The following is a 25,244-nucleotide window of genomic DNA, read 5'->3' as shown; positions in this document are numbered from 1 at the left end:
ATGACTAAAGAAATTTTAGTAGTTATACCGGCAAGGGGAGGGTCTAAAGGCATACCTAGGAAAAACCTTAGAGTCTTAGGGGGCAAACCTTTAATATATTACTCCATTCAAAATGCCCTTTCTATAAAAAATTACAAGGTTGATACTTACGTTTCTAGTGATGATGATGAGATTTTATTGATGGCTTCTAAATTTGGTGCAAAGACACTTTTGAGAGACAATACAATATCTGAAGATAATACAACCCTAGACCCGGTGATTTTTGACGCCTACCAAAGAATATCAAAACTTGAGAATAAAAAATATGATTTAGTAGTTACTTTACAAGCCACTTCACCCCTTCTTAAGAGTGAATCTCTGGAAAAAGCAATTAAAAAGATGTATCAGAATAGTCTTGATACTATTATTTCAGGCGTTTATGATACCCACTTAACATGGAAAAAAGAAGGGAGTGAGTTTTTACCCAATTATGCAGAAAGGCTTAACAGGCAATATCTACCTGAAATTTACAAAGAAACGGGTGGTTTTGTTATCACTCAAAGCGGTTTTGTAAATAAATCATCTAGATTTGGTAAAAAAGTTGAGGTTTATCCACTTTCTAAGAAAGAAGCTATTGATATTGATGATTTTGATGATTGGAATCTATGCGAGTACTACTTAAACATAAAGGTTGTCCTATTTGTTGTTACAGGTAATCCTATTATAGGAATGGGGCATGTATACAATACTTTAAGTATTGCAAATGAAATTTTAAATCACAGAATAATTTTTTTGGTAGATAATACCAGTGAATTAGCTTTTGAGAAAATTTCAGAATCTAATTATGAAGTGCACAAACAAAAAAAAACTAATATAATTGAGGATATTAAAGGATTTAAACCAGATGTAATCATTAATGATATTCTAGATACCTCAGCAGAGTATATCTTGGAACTTAAAAAACTTGATTGTAAATTAATAAATTTTGAAGATTTGGGAGAGGGAACCAAGTATGCAGACGTCGTAATAAATGCAATGTACCCAGAAAAGAAAATAATTTTAAATCATTATTATGGAGCGAAGTATTTTATTTTGAGAGATGAGTTTCTATATACATCAGAAAAAAACAATATATCAAATAAAGTTGAAAATGTTTTAATATCCTTTGGAGGTGTAGATCCAAACGACTTTACGTTTAGAGTTTTGGACATCATACATAATTACTGTTCCAATAATGATATCAAAATCACAGTTATAACAGGATTGGGATATAAAAATAGTGAGAATTTAAAGAAATCTTTTCAAAATGCAGAGATAAAAAGGAATATCAATAATATATCCGATGAAATATTAAATGCAGATATTGTTTTTACATCTGCAGGTAGAACAACTTTTGAGGTTGCCGCAATAGGTGTTCCAGCCATAGTTTTATGTCAAAATGATAGGGAAACCACACATTTTTTTGCTTCTCAGAAAAATGGATTTTATAACCTAGGTCTTGGCTCCAGCGTAGAAGATCAAGAAATAGAGGATGCATTTCGAGATGTGTTAGATGTAGGGTTAAGGAAACAAATGAATAAGAAAATGCTAGATAACAAATTAAAAAAAGGTAAAGCAAGGGTGTTAAAACTTATAAATGATTCAATACAGAAATAATGAAAATAAAAGACTTACTAATAGATTATAATTTTATTAAAAAAGGCTATAAAGAGCCCTATATAATTGCTGAAGCTGGAGTTAACCATGAAGGATCTATGGATTTGGCTAAAAGGTTAATTGATGAAGCAAAAGAGGGTGGTGCTCATGCAATAAAATTTCAGACGTATAAAGCTAATACTATTGCTTCTAGGGATAGCCCATCTTATTGGGATACTACAAAAGAATCAACCACAAGTCAATTTGAATTGTTTCAGAAATATGATAATTTTTGGAAATCCGAGTATGAACAACTTAAGGATTATTGTGATGAAGTGGAAATAGAGTTTTTATCTACTCCTTTTGATGCTGAATCTGCTCATTTCTTAAATGAAATGATGGATGTATTTAAAGTATCCTCTTCAGATATAACTAATTTACCTTTTTTAGAGTTAATATGTTCATTCGGTAAACCAATAATTTTATCTACTGGAGCTTCATATTTATGGGAGGTTCAACAAGCTCTTGAAACTATAAATAAGTATAATTTGCCTGTATGCTTAATGCATTGTATTCTGAACTACCCAACTTTGAATGAAAATGCTAATCTTGGTATGATTGCTGATTTAATAGAAAAATTCCCTAATACTATACCTGGATATTCAGATCATACGTTGCCAGAGGATATGGAGACTATAAAGATAGCTAGTCTGCTTGGCGCTGTTGTTATAGAGAAGCATTTCACACATGATAAAACTTTACCAGGAAATGATCATTATCACGCCATGGATAAAGAGGATTTAAAACTGTTTTTTCAGAAGATTAATAGGGTTACTGAACTAATTGGAGCGAAAGATAAAACTTCATTACCATCTGAGGAAAAATCTAGACTTAATGCCAGGAGAAGTTTAGTGGCTTTAGAGAAAATAGAAAAGGGGCAGATTGTATCTGAAGATGTTTTAACATGGAAGAGACCTGCCAAAGGCATTTCTCCGAAGAATATTAACGATTTAATTGGGAAAAAGGCTACGGTTGTTATACATGAAGATACTGTGCTTCAATGGAAAATGTTTGACTAAAGACAAAATAAACAGATGATAATACTACTTTCAGGACAAATTAAAAATATAGGAGATTTTTTAATTACAGATAGGGCTAAGAGTCTATTTGAAGAATTTGTAGACAAAGATGTCGTTATATTAGATAGGACTAAGGACTTAAGTGATCAATTAGATTTAATAAATAAATCTAGGTTTGTAGTGCTTTGTGGAGGACCAGCATACGCATCAAATATCTATAAAGGAATCTATCCCTTAGTTGATGATTTGTCGCTCATCAAAGTTCCTATAATTCCATTTGGATTAGGATGGTGCGGTAGACCTGCAGGTTCACCGTTGTCGTTTTCATTTAATGAGGAATCAGACTCTTTTCTAAGAAAGGTTCACAATGAAATAAAATCATCAAGTTGCCGATGTAATGTAACTGAAAAGGTTTTAAAGAATAATGGTTTCGATAACGTAACTATGACCGGTTGTCCAGTTTGGTATCATTTGCCATCTATTGGCAAGAAATTTAATAAAATTGAAACAGTAAAACATGTTGTCTTTACCACTGCTGCCGACCCTAAATTAATAAAACAAACGGTTTCATTAATAAAAGTGATTTCAAAACAGTTTCCTGAGGCTAAAATCACTATGACTTATCATAGGGGAATATTTCCAGATAAACATACAACCATTAGGGCTACAATGGGATATTTGGCAATGGCATTAGGTGCAAAGTTTGTTGACTCTAAAATTTCAATAAAAGATGTAGCCTATGATTTGAAAAAATTAAACTTCTATGATGATTGTGATTTTCATATTGGTTATAGGGTGCATGCGCATTTATACTTTTTAAGTAAAAGACTTCCTTCTTTATTAATAAATGAAGATGGAAGAGGAAAAGGTATGGTAGAGACAATGAACCTACCTGTTTTTAACATTGAAGATATGGATATTATTTCTAGAGTAGATAATACTTTAGCAGAATACAAAGAAAATAACTTTAGTTCATTTAGTGAGATAGGAAACTATATTGACAATCAATTTATTATTATGAAGAATTTTCTTACAAATCTCTAGAATATTATTTATGATACTTTCGGCTTTATTAAAAAAATACAGGAAACTATTTAAAAAAAATAACTCTATTAGATTTGGAGCAGAGGTAAAAAACTCTATTTTGGGTTATAATATTAATATTTCAAGATATTCATTTTTAAACAACTCTAAAATTGACAATTATAGTTCTGTAGGCAGGAATACAACAATTTTAAATGCTAAAATCGGTAAATTTTGTTCGATTTCTTGGAATGTTACTATTGGAGCGACGAGCCATGATTTAAATCGTTTGTCTACCCATGCATTTTCTTATATCAGCTATTATGGATTCACAAAGCAGGACAAACGATTTGTTGAACAAACTATAATTGGACACGATGTTTGGATTGGAGCGAATGCCATAATAATGCCAGGTGTTAAAATTGGAGACGGTGCGGTTATTGGAGCTGCTTCCGTTGTAACAAAAGATGTTCAAGATTTTGAAATTGTTTATGGTATCCCGGCCAAACATCGCGGTTATAGGTTTAGCGAAGAAGCAATAAGTAAAATTAAAGCTATGAAGTGGTGGGATTGGAGTGACAGTGAATTAAGAAGAAAAATAGAAATTTTTAAGATTCCATTTGAAGTTAAAGCATAAATTTAAAAACACTTTTTCAAGTAAAAAGGCCTATATATATTATCTTTTAGGTGAAGGCTGTTCTAAAGGAGTCGTTTTTTTGCTACTTGCATTTTATACTAATAATCTTACAAAGCCAGAGTTTGGTACATTATCCTTATTTTGGGTTGCCGTTCCTTTATTTTCGGTATTAGTAGATTTTTCGCAAAGAAGTTACGTAAAATATTATTCCATACACAATGATAAGAGAACTTCTGAGTTGCTGTATTCACTCCAAGTATTCAGTATATTTATAGCTTTAACTTACCTAATAGTTTTTGCTTTAAAAGACATGGCTAATATTTATATCATTGGTAGAGTGCCAGATTATTATATTGTAACCACAGCTGCATTATTTGCTATTATTGAATTGCATTTATCGTTTTTCCAAATTAAAGGCAATTATATAAAATATAATATTGTTTTTGTTCTCCGAAATGCCTTTCCATATATTCTGGGGGCCTTATGGTTTTTTTGTTTTTCAAATTCCATTCACGCGTTTATGGCTATTCAATGTTTATTGCTTTTTGGATTATCTTGTTATTTGTTTTTTAGTTTAAATATAAAATTCCCTAAATTTAAAACTATTAGAGAAGATATAGTAAACGGTTTGGTATTTAGTTTTCCATTTATACCTGCTATGATTTCTGTTCTTGCCTTAAGTTTTTCTGATAGGTTCATTATCAACTATTTTTATTCCGAAGTTGAGGTTGCTGATTATACAGTTGCCTATACAATTAGTTCTGTTTTTATTGCTTTTTTTATGGCGACTAATAAAATGTGGCAAAAGTATATTCTTGAAAATTTGAAATTAGGAAATACTAACAAAATATCAGCAGCCTCAAAGAAGTATATATTACTTGTTGCTTCTATCGGTGTTCTAGTATATCTTTTCAGAAGTATCTTATTGAAATTTATGTCTAATGAATCATATGCGGGGGTAGCTGAAATGATTCCTATTTTACTATTAGGAATGTTTTTCTATTTTCTATACACAGTTTTATCAAATATCCCTTTTTATCATAAAAACACTTATCTGATGGTGGTTCCAGCTATTATTGCTGCTGTTATAAATATTATTTTGAATTTTTTATTATTACCTGATTTTGGCTATAAAATTGCCGCCGTTACAACAACAATTAGCTATGGTATTGAATTTGTAATAATATATTTTATTTGCTTGTCAAAGTATAAAACAGATATTCTTCTTAATATAAAAATAGGATAGTTTGCTCAAAAAAGTACAAAAGTTAAATTCATATAAAATTGATTATAAAGGGATAAATTTAATTTCTTTATCACAAATTTACGTTTTCGAATTAAGTTTAAATAGATTTGATAGGAGTAAATTTATAGACCTACTAAAAATATTTAGCCTTGATAGTTATTTGAAAGCACTATTTAGTATAAGCTTTAACAAGAAAACTAAACCAAGTAGAATTGAATATCTTTTTGTAAATGATATTTATAATTATAGTATGATAAATACTTTAAGAACTGTAGAAGCATCTTTTCCGAAACCGTATATAGAGGTTATTTGTGATAAAAGAATCAAAAAAGCAAAAAGTAATAATCTATTCAACTATTGGAACTTCTTTCTTATTTGTCAAAATTATTTTAGGGTTTTTATGTTATTAGTCAGAAATTTTAAAATTGTAAGGGCATTGTCTAGAGAATTTAATATTAATGTTAACTTGATATTTTTGAACTTATTAGAATCTGCATTTATCATAAGTTGCGTTGAAAAGATGTTTCGAGATAATCAGAAATTGAAGAAAGTAATTTTAAACTCTGATGTACATAAGGTCTCAAGAACTATTAATTTGATTGCTCAAAAATTTAATATTAAAACATATGTCTTACAACATGGATCAACAGTTTTGGAGTATGGCTACTTGCCTGTTTCTGCAAACAAAATGTTAACATGGGGGAGCTTATCTAGTAAGTGGTTTGAAGAAAGAGGTGTTAACAAAAAAAAATTACAAGTTACGGGTACCCCAAAAACTGATCTTATACATAAATATCCAATTGAAAAGGTTAGCGAAAAGAAAGTTTCAAATATTTTGGTTGTTTTAAATCCAATAGGTGAAAGTAAAGTTGAAGAATTTATAAGGTTGATTTATAATGCCAAATTAATTCCAAATTATAAAATTACTTTTAAATTGCATCCAGGGTCGGTGGATAACAATAACCTTGTTTATAAGTATTTTGATAAATCTGAAATTAAAGTTTGTAAGCATGAAAGCATTCATGATTTAATATTTAATGGAGATTTAGTAATTACCACCACTTCAACTGTTGGAAACGAAGCAATAGCATTCCACAAGCCACTAATAAAAATTGATATATTAAAAACAGATAGCAAGATGGAGTATGAACAATTTGATTGCTGCTTCAATATTGATGATGCAAGTGAGCTAAATAGTCTAATTAAAAACACTTCAAAACTTCATAGTAAAATAAAAAACTATAAAAATTTTATTGAGAAGTATTTTTACAAGTTAGACGGAAAGTCAACTAAAAGAATTATTAAACTAATAACGGCGTAAAAATGAGTTGGGATATTATTTTTATTGCAATAATAATGCTTGCCTTAGTAAATAAGTTTTTTGATCTAAGAAACTTGCTTAATCCTTTTGTGTTTTTTTATCTATATCAAACAGCTTTTTGTTTTATTGCTTTAGCCTATTGTGAAAGTTGGTATCCTTGGATTCCAATTTCACCTGAATTAAGATTTTATATAATACTAGCTTACATATTAACTTTTTTGGGAGCAATGATTTCAAGAGTTCTTTTTGCAAGGAACGGGGTGGAATATGTCAAAATAAATGAAATTGAAATAGAAAAGAAGCCCTCTAGAGCATTCCAAATAAGTGGCGTACTTATATTTATCGCAGGGGTAGTCTTCTTTTTGATATTCACCTATAAAACAGGCGGGGTTATAATATTTGCCGAAGATATTGAGAACGATAGGATATCTAGAAAAGTAGGAGCTGGTTTGTATAATTTATTATTTCTATCTTTTTTATTATATGGTTACATGATAATCCTTTTACTAAAAGATAAAACTTACTTTTTTAAAATATTGTTTTTTTTGTTTACTGCATTTGCCCTAGTTTCTTATGGTAGTAGAGCTCCTCTTTTAAAATTATTAATAGCCAGTTTTTTAATGATAACTATTTTGAATTCGAAAAAACTATCTTTAAAGAAATATCTAAAAATAGGCATGGGACTCTTTCTTTTCCTGGTAGCTGCGGGTGCTATCAGGTCTAATTTCGAAGATGACAGAGTAACATTTTTAAGACTGATGAAATTTAGAGCTGGCTGGAGACCATTCGTTAATCTTCAAAACCTTCAAAAGATATATGATTTTTTTCCTACAGAGCACAATTATTTACTAGGTGAGAGTTATTGGATTGATTTTAAGTTATTTTTTCCAGGATCAAATCCAAACTTTGGAACATATTTAAAAGAGTTGATGAACTGGGATTTTGATGGAGGAAGTGTAACAACAACATTCATAGGATTGGGCTATTTGAACTTTGGTAAAATTGCTTTTATAGTTTATCCTCTAGTTTACGGCTTTCTTTTTAATAGCGTCTACCAAATATTAGTCTTAAAAGGTAAAATAAAAAATATAAGTTTATTATTTCTTATGTTTTTTTCGATTGGTGTTTCTGGCTCAGTTAGTACAGGTTTATTCGGCACTTTAATCAATAATATTTTGTTTTTACTTTTAGTATTGGTAGTACATTTAGTGTTAAAACAACTTATGTTAAAAAGACCGTTTAAACTTAACCTAGAATGATATATAAAGAATGGACTTTAAGTGTTAAGTTATGCATCCTTATTTTAGCTTGCGTTTATTTGTTTACGTTTTTTTTATGTTTCGCAAATTACAACAACCCTGAATTTGTTTATTACTTATCACCAAATAATTTAAATAATCTATCTCTACTTTTTTTTGTGATAATTACTATTATTGCATTGAGGTCATTAAAGTTTTATGCCTTTTTGTTGGTGTTAATGATTTTATCTTTTCCCTCTAACATTGATAATTACTTACCTAGTGTATTAATTAGCGCTCCCTTTGACTTTAGAAAAGTGTTTTTTCCTTTGATTACACGCATTGATATTTTTTTATTGCTTGGAGTTATAAAGTTTAAGACTGCTCAAAATAAACCATTATATAGCCATACAAATAGAATAATCATCATCATTTGTTTATTATTATTCTTGAGTTCTTTTTTTAACTCTATTATTTCAAATAATCTTACAGATATAACATTAATTTCTGCCGGGTCATACCATTTAAGGTATATTATTCTGTTGTTCTTATTAGTTAAAACTACAGACATAATGAAATATAAAACTCAGCTGTATTACGGTTTAATCTTTGCACTAATAATATTGATTGTAGAATCGCTTATTTATACTTTTTTTGTAGCCAATAGTCAAAGATTTATTAGCGGATCATTGAGAGCAAACAGTTTTGGGAATATTTTAGCGGCCTTAACTTCCTATTTCTTATTTCTCACGTTAAGAAAAAAAATATCAGGGATTTATATTTTTGTGGTTATTTTGCTTTCAATATTAATATACTTTAATGGTACTAGGTCGGCCATATTTTTTTTTTCAGGGTATCTTCTCTCTGAATTTTTGATTTTTCTATTTCGTAGGGCTAAAAAAATCACTAACAAAATTATAGCTCTGTGTATAGGCTTGACTGTAGTTTCAATGTTTGTTTTTTCAATAACTAGATCCAATAGATTAAACATTACAAATTTTAAGATTGAAAAAATTGATTTAACCCAAAGAAACTTAAATGAAATTATAGTTTTAGAACAAAATGATTTTACTGCTTCTTTACTTTTAAGGTTGGAACATTATCAAACCTCTTTAAATATGATAAAAGCCAGACCTTACTGGGGCATTGGGGCTGGAAGATGGAATAAGATTAAACAAAATTATGGATCTAATGAACGAAACTTAATGGATTCACATAATGACTTTTTAGCCTTTGCTTCTCAATATGGAATTCTTGTAGGTTGTATCGTTTGTGTTTGTTTTTATTTTTTACCTTATTTCGTTTTCATAAAGCAGAAAAACAACTTTAAAGCGGACAATATTGATTACCTTTATTTAGTGAGCTTCATGATGGCATTTGCTGGTTTAACAAATGCTGGACTTTTTAAGCATCAGATTTTTGGATTTCTTACACTCGTTTTAATGTTTAGCCTATGCGATTATCAAAATAATACTAATAAAAAATGAGAGAAAAAGGACTAAGTAAAAATTATAACTTTATTTGCAAGTACTATAACTGTCTTAGACTCTTCTTGATAAAAAAAACTATAATCTCATTTTTAGGAATACTTGTTTTTCTTTTTGGTGTCATTTCCATAATAATAAGTTGCGATGTAAATAATAGAAATGAAGTTCCCAGAGATTTTGAAATAGTTCAGGTTGGCGAATTTACAGATAAGTTATTACTTAGATGGACAGAATCTACAGATCCTGAAAATTCTATTGTTACTTATGATATTTTTATCAAAGAAGATATTGAAGGGACTACCTATCTATTAGAAAAAGGTGGGCTTATAGATTCAAGCTTCGGATCGAATGGAAATTATGGAGGTTTTAGTATAAATAAACCTTCTACAAGATTTATATTTTCCTATCCAATTCTTAATTTGGAAGATGGTAAAAACTGGAAAGTTAAAATTACCGCAACAGACCAAGAAGGCAATAGAAAAGAAATTGTTATTAAAGCCACCACAAAGGTAATTGTTCAAATTGAGCCTTTGGAAATTAATTATACCATAATAAAACAGCCATTTCCTGAGTTTTCTAGAGTCGGTCATACAGTGATAGAATTTAAAAATAAGTTATGGATGATTGGTGGGCGAAATGGTTTTAATATTTATAATGATGTTTGGTCTAGTGAAGATGGTATTACATGGGTACAGATAACAGAGCAAGCACCATTTGGAGTTAGATACGCACATGGATCATTTGTTCATAATAATAAATTATGGGTAATTGGAGGTTTAGATTTTTCTAATACTTCAGGTGGAGTTCTTAAAGATATTTGGTCAAGTGAAGATGGAATAAGTTGGGAAAATGTCAGTGAAAAATTACCAAATTATGCTGGAGAGCATGTAGTAGCATTCAATGATAAAATTTGGCTTATCGCTGCAAAAGGCTTTGAATATTATGAAGGGATACTATATGAAAGTTCAGATGGCATTTCATGGGCCAAAAACACTTCTTTCGGAGTAAACGGATATAGTTATCCCGAGGACTTAAAAGTTTATGATAATAAAATTTGGATTGCGAATAACATAGATGCAAATAAGACCTTGACCGTTTTAAATCCTCTTATTAACGAAAGAAAAACATATAAACTACCTCAAGGTTATTTTAATAGATCTTCTCAACAAATAAATCTTATTCAAGATAGATTAGTTGTATTATTTGGATACCAAAATCAAACCCCTTTAAAAGATGTTTGGTCTTCTGTTGATGGAATTTGGGTACAGGAAAAAAGTTTTGATTACGGAATTTATAACCACAAATCGGTTTCTTTTAATAAAAAATTATTCATTTTTGGCGGAGTTACATCTTCAATTTATAATCGCGTGTTTAATGAAAATATAATAATTATTGAGTAAATTTAAACAAATAAAGATTTTTAATTCCTTAGACTCATTAATTAATTATTTAAAAATCACTATTCTTTTGATTCAGAGTATCATAATGATTCCTTGTATAGAACTGTTAGATTCTTGTTTCTCATATAATTACCTTTGGAGAAAAGTAATATTTGTTCATAATTGTTGAATAACACTTCTTATTTGTGATTAAAATACATTTTAAAAACACGTATTAATTGGATAATAAAAGTTAATATATGTATTTCACGGATTAGCTAACCTAAAAATATAATTATCTTTACCCCCAAAGTGTTAAAGAAGTTTATGAAAATAGCGATATTAGGAACAAGGGGCGTGCCTAATAACCATGGTGGGTTTGAACAGTTCGCAGAGTACCTTTCAATGTATTTAAAGAATCGAGGACATGAAGTCTATGTCTACAATTCACATAATCACCCCTATCAAGATAAGTTGTGGAATGGTGTTCAAATAATTCATAAATATGATCCTGAAGAAAAAATCGGTACAATAGGTCAATTTGTTTATGATTTTAATTGTGTTTTGGATTCTAAAAGAAGAAATTTTGATGCTATTTTACAATTAGGATATACAAGCAGTTCGGTCTGGGGCTGGATGCTTCCTTCGAAGTCAGTAATTATAACAAACATGGATGGATTAGAATGGAAGAGAAGTAAATATTCGAAATTGGTTCAAAAGTTCTTAAGATATGCAGAAAAATTGGCTGTTAGAACAAGCGATTATTTTATTTCTGACTCAGTAGGAATCAAGAGTTACTTAAAGGAAAAGTACAAAATAGATTCTAAGTATATTGCTTATGGCGCTAAAGTTTTTGATACACCTGATTTAAATATTTTAGAGTCTTATAAAGTAAAGAGACACAGTTATAATATGCTGATAGCAAGATTAGAACCAGAAAACAATATAGAAGCTATTCTAGATGGTGTAGTTAAACATTCTGGAAAGACTATGTTTTTGGTTGTTGGGAAGCATAATACAAAGTTTGGGGAGTATTTAAAAAGTAAGTTTTCTAGATATAAAAATATTAGATTCTTAGGTGGTATATATAATCAAACCCATTTGAATAATTTAAGATACTATTCTAATTTATATTTCCATGGGCACTCAGTCGGGGGAACTAACCCTTCTTTGTTAGAGGCAATGGCATCGAACGCTTTGATAGTTGCAAACAAAAATATTTTTAATAAAAGTATCTTAGAAGATAGTGCTTTTTATTTTGAAACGGTTGATGATATAAAAAGGCATTTAGATATTAAAAAGGATGATTATGCCAAAATGTTACAAAAAAACAAATTAAAGATTATTAATCAGTTCGATTGGGATATAATAAATCATGAATATGAAAAATATCTTCTTCAATGCTTGGCAAAATGGCTTTAGAATATAAAGGTATTTATTTTAAATACTCAGTCTACTTATTGTGTGTGTCAATTTTTCTTGGTAATGCAGCCCTGTCTATAGTTACTGCAGGATTTTATGTTAATTTATTTTTTTTATCTTATAACAGGTCCGATATTTACAGCTTTTTTTCGAGAAAAACATTAGTCTTATTAGGTCTTTATTTTTTTATAATAATAACAATTCTATTTTTAGTGTTAGATGATTACGAAGATCTAGTACCTATTAAAGATTATTTTCCTTTCCTTTTATTTCCGGTAATAATTTTTTCATTTCAAAAAATAGTTAAGGATACCAAATTCAATTATAATGTGCGCAAAGTTTATGTTTTGTCTGCTTTGAGCTCCTTTATTATTAGTTTTTTTTATGGCCTATGGAGAACGTTTTTTTTCGAAAAAAATTTTAATCCAATTTACTTGTCATATAAATTTCTTTCAGAGCCTTTTGGAGTCCATCATATTTATATGTCTATATTCTACATATTAGCTATTTTATTTTGTATCGATTTGCTGATTTTGAAAAGGCATAAGGTAAGTCCCAAAATGTATCTCATTTCCGCTTTTGTGCTTTTTTTTGGTGTAGTATTATTGTCATCAAGAACAGCAATCTTTGGGGGAGCAATAGTGTTTTTACTTAAGGTATGGTATTTAAAGGTTTTTAGGATTAAAACTATTATCGTTTGTATTTCATCCCTGCTTTTAATTGGATTGACATTAACTGTTAGTATTCCAACTCTTGGTAAAAGAGCCTTTAATATTAATCAAAATATATCTTCTTATTCAGGAGCTTCATTTAGAATGAAAATTTGGGATAACGCATTGGAATTATTCAAAAATTCACCTATTTATGGTTATGGTATAAAAAAATCACAAAAGGAACTAGAAGGGCAGTATAAAAAAGTTAATTTTAGAAGGGCTTATTTGGGAAATTTCAATGTTCATAATCAATACATTCAATCTTTAATTGATTCTGGTATTACTGGATTGGTAGTTTTATTAATAATGTTATTTTCTCCATTTTTGTGCGAAGAAAAGAATATTAATGTTAGGCTATTCAGTTTATTAGTTATTATTTGTTCTATTACCGAATCATTTCTTGTTAGGCAAAATGGCATTGTTTTTTACTGTCTGTTTTTATCCATATTTATAGTTGAGTATTTAAAAGAATAAATCTATTCAAAATAACAAATTAGTTAAAAATTGAAGTTGAAAAATATTAATTACCATATTTAAGATTAAATTATTTAAATTAAAGTTTAGCTCGATCTATTGTTATATCTGCTAAGAAAAAGATTATCATGAAAAAAATATTAATAACAGGAGCAGCGGGATTCTTAGGTTCACACTTATGTGATAGATTTATGAAAGAAGGCTATCATGTAATTGGAATGGATAACTTTATTACTGGGGATAAAAAAAACATTCAGCATTTACTGGGCTTAGAAAATTTTGAGTTTGTTGCACACGATGTAACAAATTTTATAGAACTTAGAGGACGGTTAGATTATATACTTCACTTTGCCTCACCAGCTAGCCCTATAGATTATCTAAAAATTCCTATTCAAACCCTAAAGGTGGGAGCTTTAGGTACGCACAATTTATTAGGCCTTGCCAAAGCTAAAGGTTCTAGAATATTAATTGCGTCTACTTCCGAGATTTATGGAGATCCACTTGTACACCCGCAAACCGAAGATTATTATGGTAATGTAAATACTATTGGCCCTAGGGGGGTTTATGATGAAGCAAAGCGTTTTCAGGAAGCCATTACAATGGCATATAACAGGTTTCACGGATTGGAAACCAGAATAGTGCGTATTTTTAATACTTATGGACCCAGAATGCGCTTAAATGATGGACGAGTAATCCCTGCGTTTATGGGGCAAGCACTTCGTGGAGAAGATTTAACAGTTTTTGGAGATGGCTCTCAAACACGATCTTTTTGTTATGTAGAGGACCAAATTGAAGGTATATATAGGCTTTTATTGAGTGATTATGAATATCCGGTCAATATAGGAAACCCACATGAAATTACAATAAAGGATTTTGCAGAAGAGATTATAAAGCTAACAGGAACAAAACAGAAAATAGTTTATAAAGATTTGCCAGTTAATGACCCACTTCAGAGACAGCCAGATATTTCGTTAGCCAAAAAAATACTAAATTGGGAGCCTAAAGTAAGTAGAGAAAAGGGGATGAAAATCACTTTTGATTATTTTAAAAGTTTGTCAAGCGAAGAGCTCTATAAAGCCGAACATAAAAACTTTAAAGAACATATAAAAAAGTAAATTGAAGAAATTTAAACAAGGTAGATATTCGGGGTTTATTAAGCCAATCTCTTTTTTGGTTGATATGTTGATTATCATCGGCTCTGTTTTTCTATTTGAAATTAATTTAACAGACAGGTTGTTGTTTTTAGCTTACATAGTCGTGTTATGGAGTATTATATCTTTTTATAATCGATTTTATGAAGTACAGCGTAATACCAGAATTGTGCAAGTCTCGACTTTATTGTGCAAACAAATAGTTCTATTTGCCGTAGTTCTTTACGCTTTTATTGGGTTCTTTAAGCAGCCTAACGTTAGCAGGTTAAATATGGGGAACTATTTAATCTTTACTTTCATACTATTAACGTTCTTTAAGTTTTTAATCTATTTTTTATTAAATAAATATAGAAGTGCTTTAGGAGGAAACATTAGGCTCGTTGTTGTAATTGGTAAAAACTCAAAAACAAGTCAACTCATAAAAACATTCAACAAACGACTTGATTTTGGGTATAAATTCATGAATCAATTTAGCCCAAAGGATGAATCCTTTTCCCTTAGCAAATGTTTTGATTATATTATTGATAATGATATTGATGAAATATTCTTTTCGGTAGCGGAGTTATCTAACATGCAAATAAATGAATTAATTGACTTTGCAGATAATAACTTAAGAGAGCTCAAATTTATTCCCGATAATAAAGAGATTTTCTCAAAAAAATTAAAATATGAATATTACGATTACATTCCAGTTTTATCATTAAGAAGTATACCTTTAAAAGAACCGATTAATAAAGTAATTAAACGGTTCTTCGATATTTTATTATCTCTCTTTATAATAGTATTTCTTCTGTCTTGGTTAACCCCTATTTTGGCAATTATAATAAAACTAGAATCAAGAGGCCCTGTATTTTTCAAACAATCTAGAAATGGATTCAATTACCTTGAGTTTGATTGTTACAAGTTTCGATCTATGACACCAAATAAAAATGCTCATTTGCATCAAGCTACAAAAGGTGATGATAGAGTAACAAAGGTTGGAGCGTTTATAAGAAAGACTAGTATCGACGAACTCCCACAGTTTTTTAATGTCCTTTTTGGTGACATGTCAGTTGTAGGTCCACGACCTCATATGGTGAGCCATACTAATATGTATGCACGGAAAGTAGATAAATTTATGGTAAGGCATTTTGTAAAACCAGGTATAACGGGTCTAGCGCAAATAAGTGGTTTTCGAGGTGAGATAGAGACAGATAAGGATATTATTAATCGTGTGAAGTATGATATTTTTTATGTTGAAAACTGGTCACTTTTATTAGATATAAAAATCATTTTACAAACATTTATAAATGCACTAAAAGGAGAAAAGAAAGCATATTAATGAACCAAAAGGTTTCTATAATAACCCCAACGTACAATTCCGAACGTTTTATAAAAGCAACCATACAAAGTGTTTTAAGTCAAACATATACTAATTGGGAACTTTTAATTATTGATGATGCTTCTACTGATGGCACCTTGGAGATTATAAATGGATTTATTTCAAAACAGAAGAACATTAACGTTCTGCAAAATCAGGTAAATCAAGGAGCCGCAGTATCTAGAAACCTTGGCATCAAAAAGGCTTCGGGAGACTTCATAGCTTTTTTAGATTCGGACGATCTTTGGAAACCATCTAAGCTTGAAAAGCAGGTAGAATTTATGATAAAGCACAATATTGACGTTTGCTTCTCCAGTTATGATTTAATGGATGAAAATGGCAAATTATTGTATAAAACTGTAAAAGCATTGCCCAAACTAACCTATAAAAAATTTTTGAAATGTAATTACATTGGTAACCTAACAGGAATGTATAATGCAGGAACTTTAGGTAAAGTATACTCACCTAATCTTCTCAAGCGTCAAGATTGGCTTATTTGGTTAAAAGCAGTGGAAAAAAGTAAGAAGCCCACTATGGGGATTGAAGAACCACTAGCCATTTACAGGGTTAGAAAAAAATCAATATCCTCTAATAAAATCAATATGCTGAAATATAATTACTTGGTGTATCGTAAAGGTTTAGGGTTTTCAGTTCCAAAATCGATTTCCAGTTTAATGGTTTTTTTATATGAATACTTTTTTGTGAAGTCGAAACAAACCGTTACTTCACAAATGAAGTAAATTGTCTGATTTTCCCTCCTTTGGTTCGTTTTAACTCTTTTTTTCTTTCAAAGTTTACAACTAAACTTGGCTCTAAATAAGTTTCAATACTATTTTCTATGGCTTTAATTTTTGATTCTGATAGTGGAGCGGTGCTTGTGTAGATTATCTTGAATACATCCAACGCGTGCTGTTCAATAATAAACTCCTTCACATTACCATCATCTTCAATTACAGTTTTTGTAATATAGTAAAACGTTAATCCAGCAGCTTGCCTGCCACTAGGAAGTACAGCGATGTCACTTGTTCTTCCAATAACATTTTTTAATAGAGGTTTTTTAGGAGTGCTAGCTTCCTGAAGAGCTCCAATGTCTCCCAAATCATATCTAATAAATGGATGGGCAAAATTATAAAGCGAGGTCACCACAATGCGTCCTTCTTTCCCGTTTTGAAGCGGTTTGCCATTTTCGTCCAAAATCTCAATAAACAAATCCTCAGTATTTATAAGCCACTCATCATCAAGGTTATTAAAAGCAATTAGACTTAGCTCTGCAGAACCATATTCATTTGCTACAGGAACTCCAAGTTGTTTTTGCAATAAAACTTTATCATCATCAAAAAGCATTTCAGCAGTTACTATACATAGTTTTAAGGTAGGACAAATGTCTTTCAAAACGATATCTTTTTCCTTTAAAAACTTTGCTAGTTGAACGATAGCACTTGTATATCCGTTAATATATTCGAATGCGGTTGATTTAAATTTTTTCACATTCCACTCCAATTGTTTCTCACTTAAGTCAAACACTGAAAAACGAAACCTATTCCCCAAAACATCTTTAAAACGCTCTTTGTAATAATCTGTACAATTAAGAGGAATACCATAAAAACGAGCTTGTTTTGAGGTTGCTGCATTAATGCCATACCAGTTATATCTGTCCATAAAATTTGCCCAAGACATGGCGTGCGTGTATTTATCTTTTGCGAAAATTAAAGGCGTCCCTGAAGAACCAGAAGTTTTATGAATATGGCAGTTTTTTGTGGTAAAACCATCCGACAATCTATCTTTTAACGGAATTTGTAAATCACTTTTTTTAATTACAGGAAGTGCGTTCCAATCGGCTGTATCAATGCCTTTAGTTAGCCCTTTATAAAAGTTATTATACATCAAGTGATGTTCAACAATTGCTTTTTTTCTTGAATTTAAGTAAGCATCATACTCAGCATCAGTTTTGGATTGAATTTTTGCCAAGTCGCGTTTAGCTCTCTCAATAGGAAAGCCCTTTAATTTCAATGTTAGATTAAATAGGTTCACAAAAACAAGATATCGTTGTAAAGTAAATAAAAAATATTCGTGTAATACGACCATTAATTTTATTTTTGCGGAAACAATACAAACTATGAATATACTAATACTTGGTTCTGGTGGAAGAGAGCACACTTTTGCGTGGAAAATTGCGCAGAGCGATAAATGTGAAAACCTTTATGTAGCACCTGGAAATTCTGGAACAGCAGAGGTAGCAATCAATGTAAATATTGGTGTTAATGACTTTGAAGCTATAAAAAACCTAGTATTGGATAAAAACATAGATATGGTTGTTGTCGGGCCTGAAGACCCACTGGTAAATGGTGTTCATGATTATTTTCTGAACGACGATACTATTAAACATGTTTCAGTTATTGGGCCACAAAAAGTTGCAGCCGAACTTGAAGGAAGTAAAGAGTTTGCTAAAGAGTTTTTGTATCGCCATAATATCCCCACTGCTGCTTACGAAAGTTTTACAAAAGACACAGTTGAAAAAGGATATGCATTTTTAGAAACCTTAAAACCTCCTTATGTTTTAAAAGCAGACGGACTAGCAGCTGGAAAAGGCGTTGTGATTTTAAATGATTTAAATGAAGCCAAAGCAGAACTAAAAAGTATGCTGGTTGACGCCAAATTTGGCGATGCAAGTACAAAAGTGGTAATCGAAGAGTTTTTAGATGGAATTGAGTTGAGCTGTTTTGTGTTAACTGATGGAACAAACTATAAAATTTTACCTACTGCTAAGGACTATAAGCGTATTGGAGAAGGTGATACGGGCTTAAATACTGGCGGTATGGGAGCAGTTTCTCCAGTGCCGTTTGCAACTGAAGCATTTTTAAATAAGATTGAAAAGCGTATTGTAAAACCAACTGTCGACGGATTAAAGAAAGATAATTTGCCTTATGTGGGCTTCATTTTTATTGGGTTGATAAAAGTAGGAGACGATCCAAAAGTAATTGAATACAATGTGCGTATGGGCGACCCTGAAACTGAGGTGGTTTTCCCTAGATTGAATAATGATTTAGTCGAGATTCTGCAAGCCATGTCAAATGGCACACTCGATAACATTAATATAGAAATTGATGAGCGTGCAGCAACAACCATTGTGTTAGTTTCAGGTGGTTACCCAGAAGCCTATGAAAAAGGAAAGGAAATTACAGGAATAGACACTATTACAGACTCTATTCCGTTTCATGCGGGAGCACAACTAAAGGATGATAAAATAGTAACATCGGGAGGTAGAGTAATGGCCATTACGTCATACGGAGATACGTATCAAGAGGCCATAAAAAAATCTTACCAAAGCATAGAACAACTACATTTTGATAAGATGAATTATCGTAAGGATATTGGATTTGACCTATAAAAAAGAGTGAGAAGAAATACTTTTATCCTCTTCATTATTATTGTCAAATATGTTGAGTTGCTTCATCCAGTATATGATAGCTAGGAAACAAATAATTGTGAAAATCCATGACACAATATTGGCTAACCACCAATTATCCAATTCCAATGCTCTTAACGCATCGTAAGGTGCAAAAAGCACGTCAACAAATAAATCTTGTATTGCGTAAAAGAAGTCTTTCATATGATTAGTATATTTACGAAGCAAAAATACAAAAACAGTTAATGATTACAAGCATTTTTAGTAAATCTAAGCCAATTAATTTTGTTGTTGTATTTTTTATTATAAGTCTGGCTTGCCTTATTTCATTTTTTGAAGGTGACAGGAACACTTTAAGTCTTAATACTTTTTTAATTGTAACAGTTTTGTTTCTGGGAAGCTATTTCTCAATTTTGGTTTTAAATTTTGTATCATCCAAAAACCATCTAACGCAAACAAGTAATTTCGAAATCATCCTTTACGGGTGCTTTTTACTAATGGTGCCCCAAACCACCGAAAGTTTAAAACTAATTTTGGCAAACATCTTTTTGCTATTCAGTTTAAGACGACTCATCAGTTTACGGTCTCAAAAAAACGTAAAAAAGAAACTGTTTGATGCTGCTTTTTGGATTGCCATTGCTACCCTTTGCTATTCTTGGGCGGCGTTATTTTTTTTGTTGATACCTATCGCTATTTTTTTATATACTGACAATAAACTCAGGAATTGGCTTATTCCCATCACAGCACTTATCGCAGTTATGCTTATTGCATTCAGCGTTTGCTTTTTTTTGAAATATGATTTAATAGCTCATATTTTGAACGGTTTTCAAATGAGTTTTGATTTTAGTGTTTATAACACTGTTCAATTTTTGGTGGTTTTAACAGTACTGCTATCCTTTGGTTTTTGGTCCCTACTGTTTTATATCAAAAACATTAATTTTCAGAAAAAAGCATTGCGTCCAGCTTTCTATATCATAATCTGGACGACAGTTTTGTCTTTTTGTTTATTGATAATAGCACCAAAAAAGACAGGAGGAGAATTTCTATTTATGTTTGCACCTTTGTCCATTATTATTTCAACTTACATCGAAATTATTAGGGAAAAATGGTTTAAGGAAGTCTTCTTTTCTATACTCCTGCTTGTGCCTGTTGTTCTTTTATTTTTGTAGTTTTTCTCCAAAAGATAAATCACCAGCATCACCCAAACCAGGAACGATATACCCCTTTGCATTCAATGTTTTATCAATAGCACCAATCCAAAGATGTGTGCTTTCTGGAAATTTAGAAGCCACAAAGTCAACACCTTCTTGAGAACCTATTACACTTATTAAGTGCAATGATTCTGGAGTGCCAAAGGACTGTAAAGCCTCAAAAGTTGCAATCATAGATTGTCCTGTGGCCAGCATTGGGTCTGCCAAAATCAAGGTTTTATTATTTAAATCAGGGCATGCTAAATATTCAACAATAATTTCGAAACTTTCAGGGTTTTCCTTGTGATGCCTGTAGGCAGAAATAAAGGCATTTTCGGCAGTATCAAAATAATTTAATAGTCCATTGTGCAATGGTATACCTGCCCTTAAAATAGAGCAAAGCACAACTTCATTATTATAAACATCCATTTCACATAGCCCCAATGGTGTGGTAATGGTTTTAGTTTGAAAATTAAGAGTCTTACTTAGTTCGTAGCCCAACACCTCTCCAATACGCTCTATATTGCGTCTAAAACGCATACCGCCCTTTTGTTTTGTTACATCACGTATTTCAGAAATGAAACTGTTTAGTATTGAATTTTCTTTTGAAAGGTTATGAATATACATGTTTTAAGAGTGGGTTTAGAATGCTAAAGTTAACTAATATAAGTATATTTGTGCTTTAATATTTACAACTATGTTTACCGATAAAGCTAATAAGATATTTCAAGACGTTATTGAAAAATACCATGTGATTAATACCGTTGACCAACCCTTTGAAAATCCTTATACAAAGGACAATTTAATAGAACATTTATTATACAGAAAGTGTTGGATTGATACCGTGCAATGGCATTATGAAGATATTATTCGCGACCCTAATATTGACCCAGTTGCTGCTTTAAAATTAAAGCGTCAAATCGATGCATCCAATCAAGATAGAACGGATATGGTAGAATATATTGATAGTTATTTTCTTGAAAAGTATAAGAATGTTACCCCAAAACAAGACGCCACTATTAATACTGAGAGTCCGGCTTGGGGTATTGATAGACTTTCAATTTTGGCACTAAAAATTTATCACATGGATGAAGAGGCGACACGCACAGACGCTTCAGATGCTCATAGAGCCGCATGCCAAAAAAAATTAGACGTTTTACTTGAGCAACGTATAGATTTGTCCACTGCTATTGATACGCTTTTAAGTGATATTGAGAAAGGCGATAAATACATGAAGGTTTACAAGCAGATGAAGATGTATAATGATGATGAACTAAACCCTGTATTGCGCTCTCAAAAATAATACTGTCATCCTGAGCATTGCATGAATGAAAGCATACTTTCATGAAGGCATCCTGCGAAGCAGTGAAGAAACCATTTTCACTACGTTTCGACTAGGCTCAACGTGACATAAGGTTTTAGTTATGTCAACATCAAAAAAAAATATTTTGGTTATACGTCTTTCAGCTATGGGAGATGTTGCGATGACGGTTCCAGTTTTAAGAGCACTTACCAAACAACATGATGAATTAAGAATAAAGGTTTTAACTAAAACATTATATAAACCTTTTTATAGAGATATTCAAAACGTCGAAGTAATTACCGCTGATGTTAAGGGTGAACATAAAGGTGCTTTCGGGTTATATAAATTAGCGAGAACCATTAATGAATCGCATAGTTTTTATGCCATAGCCGATTTGCATAGCGTTTTAAGGAGCAAAATTTTAAAAAAATTTATTAGGTGCAGAAGATTTGTTTCCATTGATAAAGGGCGCACTGAAAAAAAGGCATTAACATCAGGTAAAATATTTAAGCCTTTAAAAACTACACATCAAAGATATGCTGATGTGTTTAGCACATTAGGGTATGAGGTAAATCTATCAAATCCAATATTTCCTAATTCTATTCTACTAAATGATAAACTGAAGGACATTCTGGGTGATAAACTTTTGGCAGTAATAGGTATTGCTCCCTTCGCCGCACATGATGGTAAAATGTACCCATTAAACCTAATGGAAGAAGTATTAGCCGCTTTATCTTCAAAATATAAAATTGTGCTATTTGGCGGTGGCAAAAATGAAATTGCTATCCTAAATCGATGGGCAAAGTTTAATAAAAACACTGTTTCGGTTGCTGGGAAACTGTCGTTGGACGAAGAATTAGACATTATCTCCAACCTTGATGTGATGTTATCTATGGATTCAGGAAATGCACACCTAGCCGCCATGTTGGGCGTTAAAACAGTTACTATTTGGGGCGTCACTCACCCTTATGCCGGTTTTGCGCCTTTTAATCAACCAAACGATTACACGTTACTTTCAAATAGAGAAAAATTCCCTTTAATTCCGACTTCAGTTTACGGCAATAAGACACCAAAAGGGTATGAGAAAGTAAGTGGTTCAATCCTGCCGGAAACGATTATTAATAAAATTGAGTCTGTTGTTTCGCAAAAGAACGATTAAACATCATCATAATCGATAACAATAGATGGCGTTGTTGGATGTGCTTGACAAGTAAGCACCAAACCATCTGCCACTTCACTTTCAGTTAATATATTATTTTGGACCATAGTAGCTGCGCCTTCTTTAATTTTTGCTAAGCAGCTACTGCAAATACCACCTTGACAAGAATATGGCGCATCCAGGTCTTCATCAAGTGCAGCCTCAAGAATGGTTTGTTTAGTAGACATTTCAAAAGTAGTTTCTTCATCATCTACTATTACCGTTATTTTAGTGTTACCTGATCCTGTTGTTGGCAGTGTTGTATCGTCAGACTCTTCCGACTTGGCTGCTTTAAATAGTTCAAAATGCACACGCTCATCGTCGATATCGTGTTCCGCTAATACATTTTTAACGGTGTGAATCATACCCTCTGGACCGCAAATATATAAGGCATCAACATCAACATGTTTGTATTTGTTTTTCATCACGTAGTTCACGGTACTTTTTTCAATACGTCCGAAAATGGCATCGTCTTCATCGGCTTGACTGAATACAAATTCAATGGAAAAACGCTCACTGTACTCATGTTGAAGATCTAAAAGCACATTTAAAAACATGGTGTCTTTTGTGGACTTATTACCATAGACCAAAATCACTTTACTGTTCACTTCTTCTTCCAGAGCACATTTTACAATGCTCATAATTGGCGTTATACCGCTTCCAGCTGCGAACAATGCAATATTTTTTGTTTTATTATCATTAGGTTCAAAAACAAAACGCCCTTTTGGAGCTGCAACCTCTAGCGTGTCTCCAACTTTTAATTTGGTGTTGGCATAGGCAGAAAATGTACCATCTTCAACTTCTTTTACCGCCACTTTTAAATCGCCACTTTTTGGAGAAACACACAACGAATAGTCACGCCTCACCTCGTTATTATCAATCTGCGTTTTTAGGGTAATATATTGGCCTGCTTTAAACTGAAACTCTTCTTTAAGATTTTCAGGAACATTAAAGCTAATACTTACCGATTTTTCAGTAACTCTTGTTATATTTTTAATTGAAAGCTTGTGAAATCCAGACATGAAAATTTTTTTAGCAAAAATAATGAAGCACTAACGTTTTATCGATGTTTTTAGTCGAAAATTTAATACATAGAAATTATATGCATAAGAAAATTATGTATATTTGAAACACTATGAAAACTAATAATTTATATAAAGGAAGTTTAACAACCATTATCTTAAAGCTTTTAAACGAGCACGATAAAATGTATGGCTATGAAATTACGCAAAAAGTAAAAGAAATTACAAAAGGCGAACTCAATATTACCGAGGGCGCCTTGTATCCGTCCTTACATAAATTAGAGGCTGACGGTTTAGTTGACGTAGAGTTTAGAAAAGTAAACAACAGAATGCGCAAATATTACATGCTTACGGAGTTGGGCACACAAGAAACGGTTAACAAACTGGCTCAATTAGAAGATTATATTAGAAATATGCGTGCTTTGGTAAACCCTAAATTCCGAACACTGGATTAAAGTTTATACATTAGACGTGTTTATCAAAATTTTTATGAGACGATAATTATTGTAACATTTCATGATATTTTTATACTAACATCAAAAATTCACATTAACCACAAAAAAATTCACGAATGAAAAAAATTCTACTAGTATTCGCTTTGTTAGCGACGGTCACAACTCATGCTCAAGAAGATGACACTTTTAAAGCAGAAACCATTGAGTTTCTTAAACTAACTGGTGCAACAAAGGCCTTTGATGATGTTATTGATCAAATTGGGAATATGGTGTCTCAAGAAAATAAAGAAGCCTATAAAAAGGAAGCCAATGGTACTTTAGGCGCTTTGTATGAGGAGATGGCAGACTTGTACATGACTGAGTTTACAAGGGATGAAATACAGGAAATTGTAAAATTTTACAAATCAGAAATAGGAAAAAAACTAGCGACAAAACAAGTGTCATTAGCACAAAAAGGCATGATGATGGGGCAAAGTTGGGGCATGAAAGTACAAGGGATTTCGCAGAAGTATAACTAAAAACGTTT

General features: G+C 31.3%; 24 protein-coding genes. 20 read left to right on the top strand and 4 right to left on the bottom strand.

All coding sequences use genetic code 11. The features are described 5' to 3' along the window. The 14 genes from EYD45_RS14715 (at window position 1) to EYD45_RS14650 (ending at window position 16,884) form a co-directional block, all read left to right on the top strand. A complete protein-coding gene (locus EYD45_RS14715) occupies window positions 1-1,635 on the top strand; it encodes a cytidylyltransferase domain-containing protein (protein WP_130965322.1) in 1,635 nt (544 codons plus the stop codon). Then, entirely contained in the window at window positions 1,635-2,693 is a 1,059-nt protein-coding gene (locus EYD45_RS14710) for an N-acetylneuraminate synthase family protein (protein WP_130965321.1), read from the top strand. The genes EYD45_RS14715 and EYD45_RS14710 overlap by 1 nt, the downstream gene beginning before the upstream one ends. A 15-nt stretch (window positions 2,694-2,708) precedes the next feature. Further along, window positions 2,709-3,737 carry a polysaccharide pyruvyl transferase family protein gene (locus tag EYD45_RS14705; protein WP_130965320.1) on the top strand — a complete coding sequence of 343 codons (1,029 nt, stop codon included), beginning with the start codon at window positions 2,709-2,711 and terminating at the stop codon, window positions 3,735-3,737. A gap of 10 nt (window positions 3,738-3,747) precedes the next feature. Continuing rightward, window positions 3,748-4,353: a CatB-related O-acetyltransferase gene (locus EYD45_RS17090; RefSeq protein ID WP_130965319.1), complete on the top strand. Its 606-nt coding sequence runs from the start codon at window positions 3,748-3,750 to the stop codon at window positions 4,351-4,353. Next, the gene (locus tag EYD45_RS14695) at window positions 4,337-5,599 is read left to right on the top strand and encodes a lipopolysaccharide biosynthesis protein (RefSeq protein ID WP_130965318.1); all 1,263 of its coding nucleotides are present in this window, start codon (window positions 4,337-4,339) and stop codon (window positions 5,597-5,599) included. The genes EYD45_RS17090 and EYD45_RS14695 overlap by 17 nt, the downstream gene beginning before the upstream one ends. Window position 5,600: 1 nt before the next feature. Next, window positions 5,601-6,920 carry a CDP-glycerol glycerophosphotransferase family protein gene (locus EYD45_RS14690; RefSeq protein ID WP_130965317.1) on the top strand — a complete coding sequence of 440 codons (1,320 nt, stop codon included), beginning with the start codon at window positions 5,601-5,603 and terminating at the stop codon, window positions 6,918-6,920. Window positions 6,921-6,922: 2 nt separating this feature from the next. Next, window positions 6,923-8,179, top strand: coding sequence for an O-antigen polymerase (locus EYD45_RS14685; RefSeq protein ID WP_130965316.1), 1,257 nt, complete (start codon window positions 6,923-6,925; stop codon window positions 8,177-8,179). After that, the gene (locus EYD45_RS14680) at window positions 8,176-9,645 is read left to right on the top strand and encodes an O-antigen ligase family protein (RefSeq protein ID WP_130965315.1); all 1,470 of its coding nucleotides are present in this window, start codon (window positions 8,176-8,178) and stop codon (window positions 9,643-9,645) included. Before EYD45_RS14685 ends, EYD45_RS14680 begins: the two co-directional genes overlap by 4 nt. Beyond that, window positions 9,642-11,045, top strand: coding sequence for a Kelch repeat-containing protein (locus EYD45_RS14675; protein ID WP_130965314.1), 1,404 nt, complete (start codon window positions 9,642-9,644; stop codon window positions 11,043-11,045). Before EYD45_RS14680 ends, EYD45_RS14675 begins: the two co-directional genes overlap by 4 nt. Before the next feature lie 306 nt (window positions 11,046-11,351). Next, complete coding sequence (locus tag EYD45_RS14670; protein WP_130965313.1) at window positions 11,352-12,446, top strand: DUF1972 domain-containing protein; 1,095 nt, start codon at window positions 11,352-11,354, stop codon at window positions 12,444-12,446. Next, window positions 12,425-13,633, top strand: a complete 1,209-nt coding sequence (locus tag EYD45_RS14665) for an O-antigen ligase family protein (protein ID WP_130965312.1) — start codon at window positions 12,425-12,427, stop codon at window positions 13,631-13,633. Before EYD45_RS14670 ends, EYD45_RS14665 begins: the two co-directional genes overlap by 22 nt. Before the next feature lie 128 nt (window positions 13,634-13,761). After that, on the top strand, window positions 13,762-14,748 hold the full coding sequence (locus EYD45_RS14660; protein WP_130965311.1) for a UDP-glucuronic acid decarboxylase family protein: 987 nt from the start codon (window positions 13,762-13,764) through the stop codon (window positions 14,746-14,748). A 64-nt stretch (window positions 14,749-14,812) separates the two neighbouring features. Then, entirely contained in the window at window positions 14,813-16,105 is a 1,293-nt protein-coding gene (locus EYD45_RS14655) for an undecaprenyl-phosphate glucose phosphotransferase (RefSeq protein WP_130965380.1), read from the top strand. Continuing rightward, the gene (locus EYD45_RS14650) at window positions 16,105-16,884 is read left to right on the top strand and encodes a glycosyltransferase family 2 protein (RefSeq protein ID WP_130965310.1); all 780 of its coding nucleotides are present in this window, start codon (window positions 16,105-16,107) and stop codon (window positions 16,882-16,884) included. The genes EYD45_RS14655 and EYD45_RS14650 overlap by 1 nt, the downstream gene beginning before the upstream one ends. Here EYD45_RS14650 and EYD45_RS14645 read toward each other — a convergent pair. Then, window positions 16,865-18,154 carry a phenylacetate--CoA ligase family protein gene (locus tag EYD45_RS14645; RefSeq protein WP_317127941.1) on the bottom strand — a complete coding sequence of 430 codons (1,290 nt, stop codon included), beginning with the start codon at window positions 18,152-18,154 and terminating at the stop codon, window positions 16,865-16,867. The two genes, EYD45_RS14650 and EYD45_RS14645, sit on opposite strands and share 20 nt — an antisense overlap. A gap of 106 nt (window positions 18,155-18,260) precedes the next feature. Between EYD45_RS14645 and purD the strand changes: the two genes are divergently transcribed. Then, entirely contained in the window at window positions 18,261-19,532 is a 1,272-nt protein-coding gene (gene purD, locus EYD45_RS14640; RefSeq protein WP_130965309.1) for a phosphoribosylamine--glycine ligase, read from the top strand. Here the strand turns inward: purD and EYD45_RS14635 are convergent. Then, window positions 19,527-19,754 (bottom strand): DUF6341 family protein, encoded by a 228-nt coding sequence (locus EYD45_RS14635; protein WP_130965308.1) that lies wholly within the window; start codon window positions 19,752-19,754, stop codon window positions 19,527-19,529. The genes purD and EYD45_RS14635 overlap by 6 nt on opposite strands. Before the next feature lie 41 nt (window positions 19,755-19,795). Between EYD45_RS14635 and EYD45_RS14630 the strand changes: the two genes are divergently transcribed. Continuing rightward, window positions 19,796-20,719 (top strand): DUF6427 family protein, encoded by a 924-nt coding sequence (locus EYD45_RS14630; RefSeq protein WP_233702667.1) that lies wholly within the window; start codon window positions 19,796-19,798, stop codon window positions 20,717-20,719. Here the strand turns inward: EYD45_RS14630 and upp are convergent. Continuing rightward, window positions 20,708-21,367, bottom strand: a complete 660-nt coding sequence (upp, locus tag EYD45_RS14625) for a uracil phosphoribosyltransferase (protein WP_130965306.1) — start codon at window positions 21,365-21,367, stop codon at window positions 20,708-20,710. The genes EYD45_RS14630 and upp overlap by 12 nt on opposite strands. 70 nt (window positions 21,368-21,437) lie before the next feature. Between upp and EYD45_RS14620 the strand changes: the two genes are divergently transcribed. Then, entirely contained in the window at window positions 21,438-22,043 is a 606-nt protein-coding gene (locus EYD45_RS14620; protein ID WP_130965305.1) for a DUF4254 domain-containing protein, read from the top strand. A 121-nt stretch (window positions 22,044-22,164) separates the two neighbouring features. Next, on the top strand, window positions 22,165-23,202 hold the full coding sequence (locus tag EYD45_RS14615) for a glycosyltransferase family 9 protein (RefSeq protein ID WP_130965304.1): 1,038 nt from the start codon (window positions 22,165-22,167) through the stop codon (window positions 23,200-23,202). On the opposite strand, the gene EYD45_RS14610 is transcribed toward EYD45_RS14615, so the two are convergent. Continuing rightward, the gene (locus EYD45_RS14610) at window positions 23,199-24,263 is read right to left on the bottom strand and encodes a ferredoxin--NADP reductase (protein ID WP_130965303.1); all 1,065 of its coding nucleotides are present in this window, start codon (window positions 24,261-24,263) and stop codon (window positions 23,199-23,201) included. The two genes, EYD45_RS14615 and EYD45_RS14610, sit on opposite strands and share 4 nt — an antisense overlap. A gap of 113 nt (window positions 24,264-24,376) precedes the next feature. Between EYD45_RS14610 and EYD45_RS14605 the strand changes: the two genes are divergently transcribed. Beyond that, entirely contained in the window at window positions 24,377-24,718 is a 342-nt protein-coding gene (locus tag EYD45_RS14605; protein WP_130965302.1) for a PadR family transcriptional regulator, read from the top strand. A gap of 116 nt (window positions 24,719-24,834) precedes the next feature. Beyond that, window positions 24,835-25,236 (top strand): DUF2059 domain-containing protein, encoded by a 402-nt coding sequence (locus EYD45_RS14600; protein WP_130965301.1) that lies wholly within the window; start codon window positions 24,835-24,837, stop codon window positions 25,234-25,236. Window positions 25,237-25,244: the final 8 nt, after the last annotated feature.

Origin of the sequence: Hyunsoonleella flava (genome assembly GCF_004310325.1) — a bacterium.
GTDB classification, from domain to species: Bacteria; Bacteroidota; Bacteroidia; order Flavobacteriales; family Flavobacteriaceae; genus Jejuia; species Jejuia flava.
The sequence above is the reverse complement of the archived record's forward strand: the minus strand, read 5'-3'. Positions and strand labels throughout refer to the sequence as shown.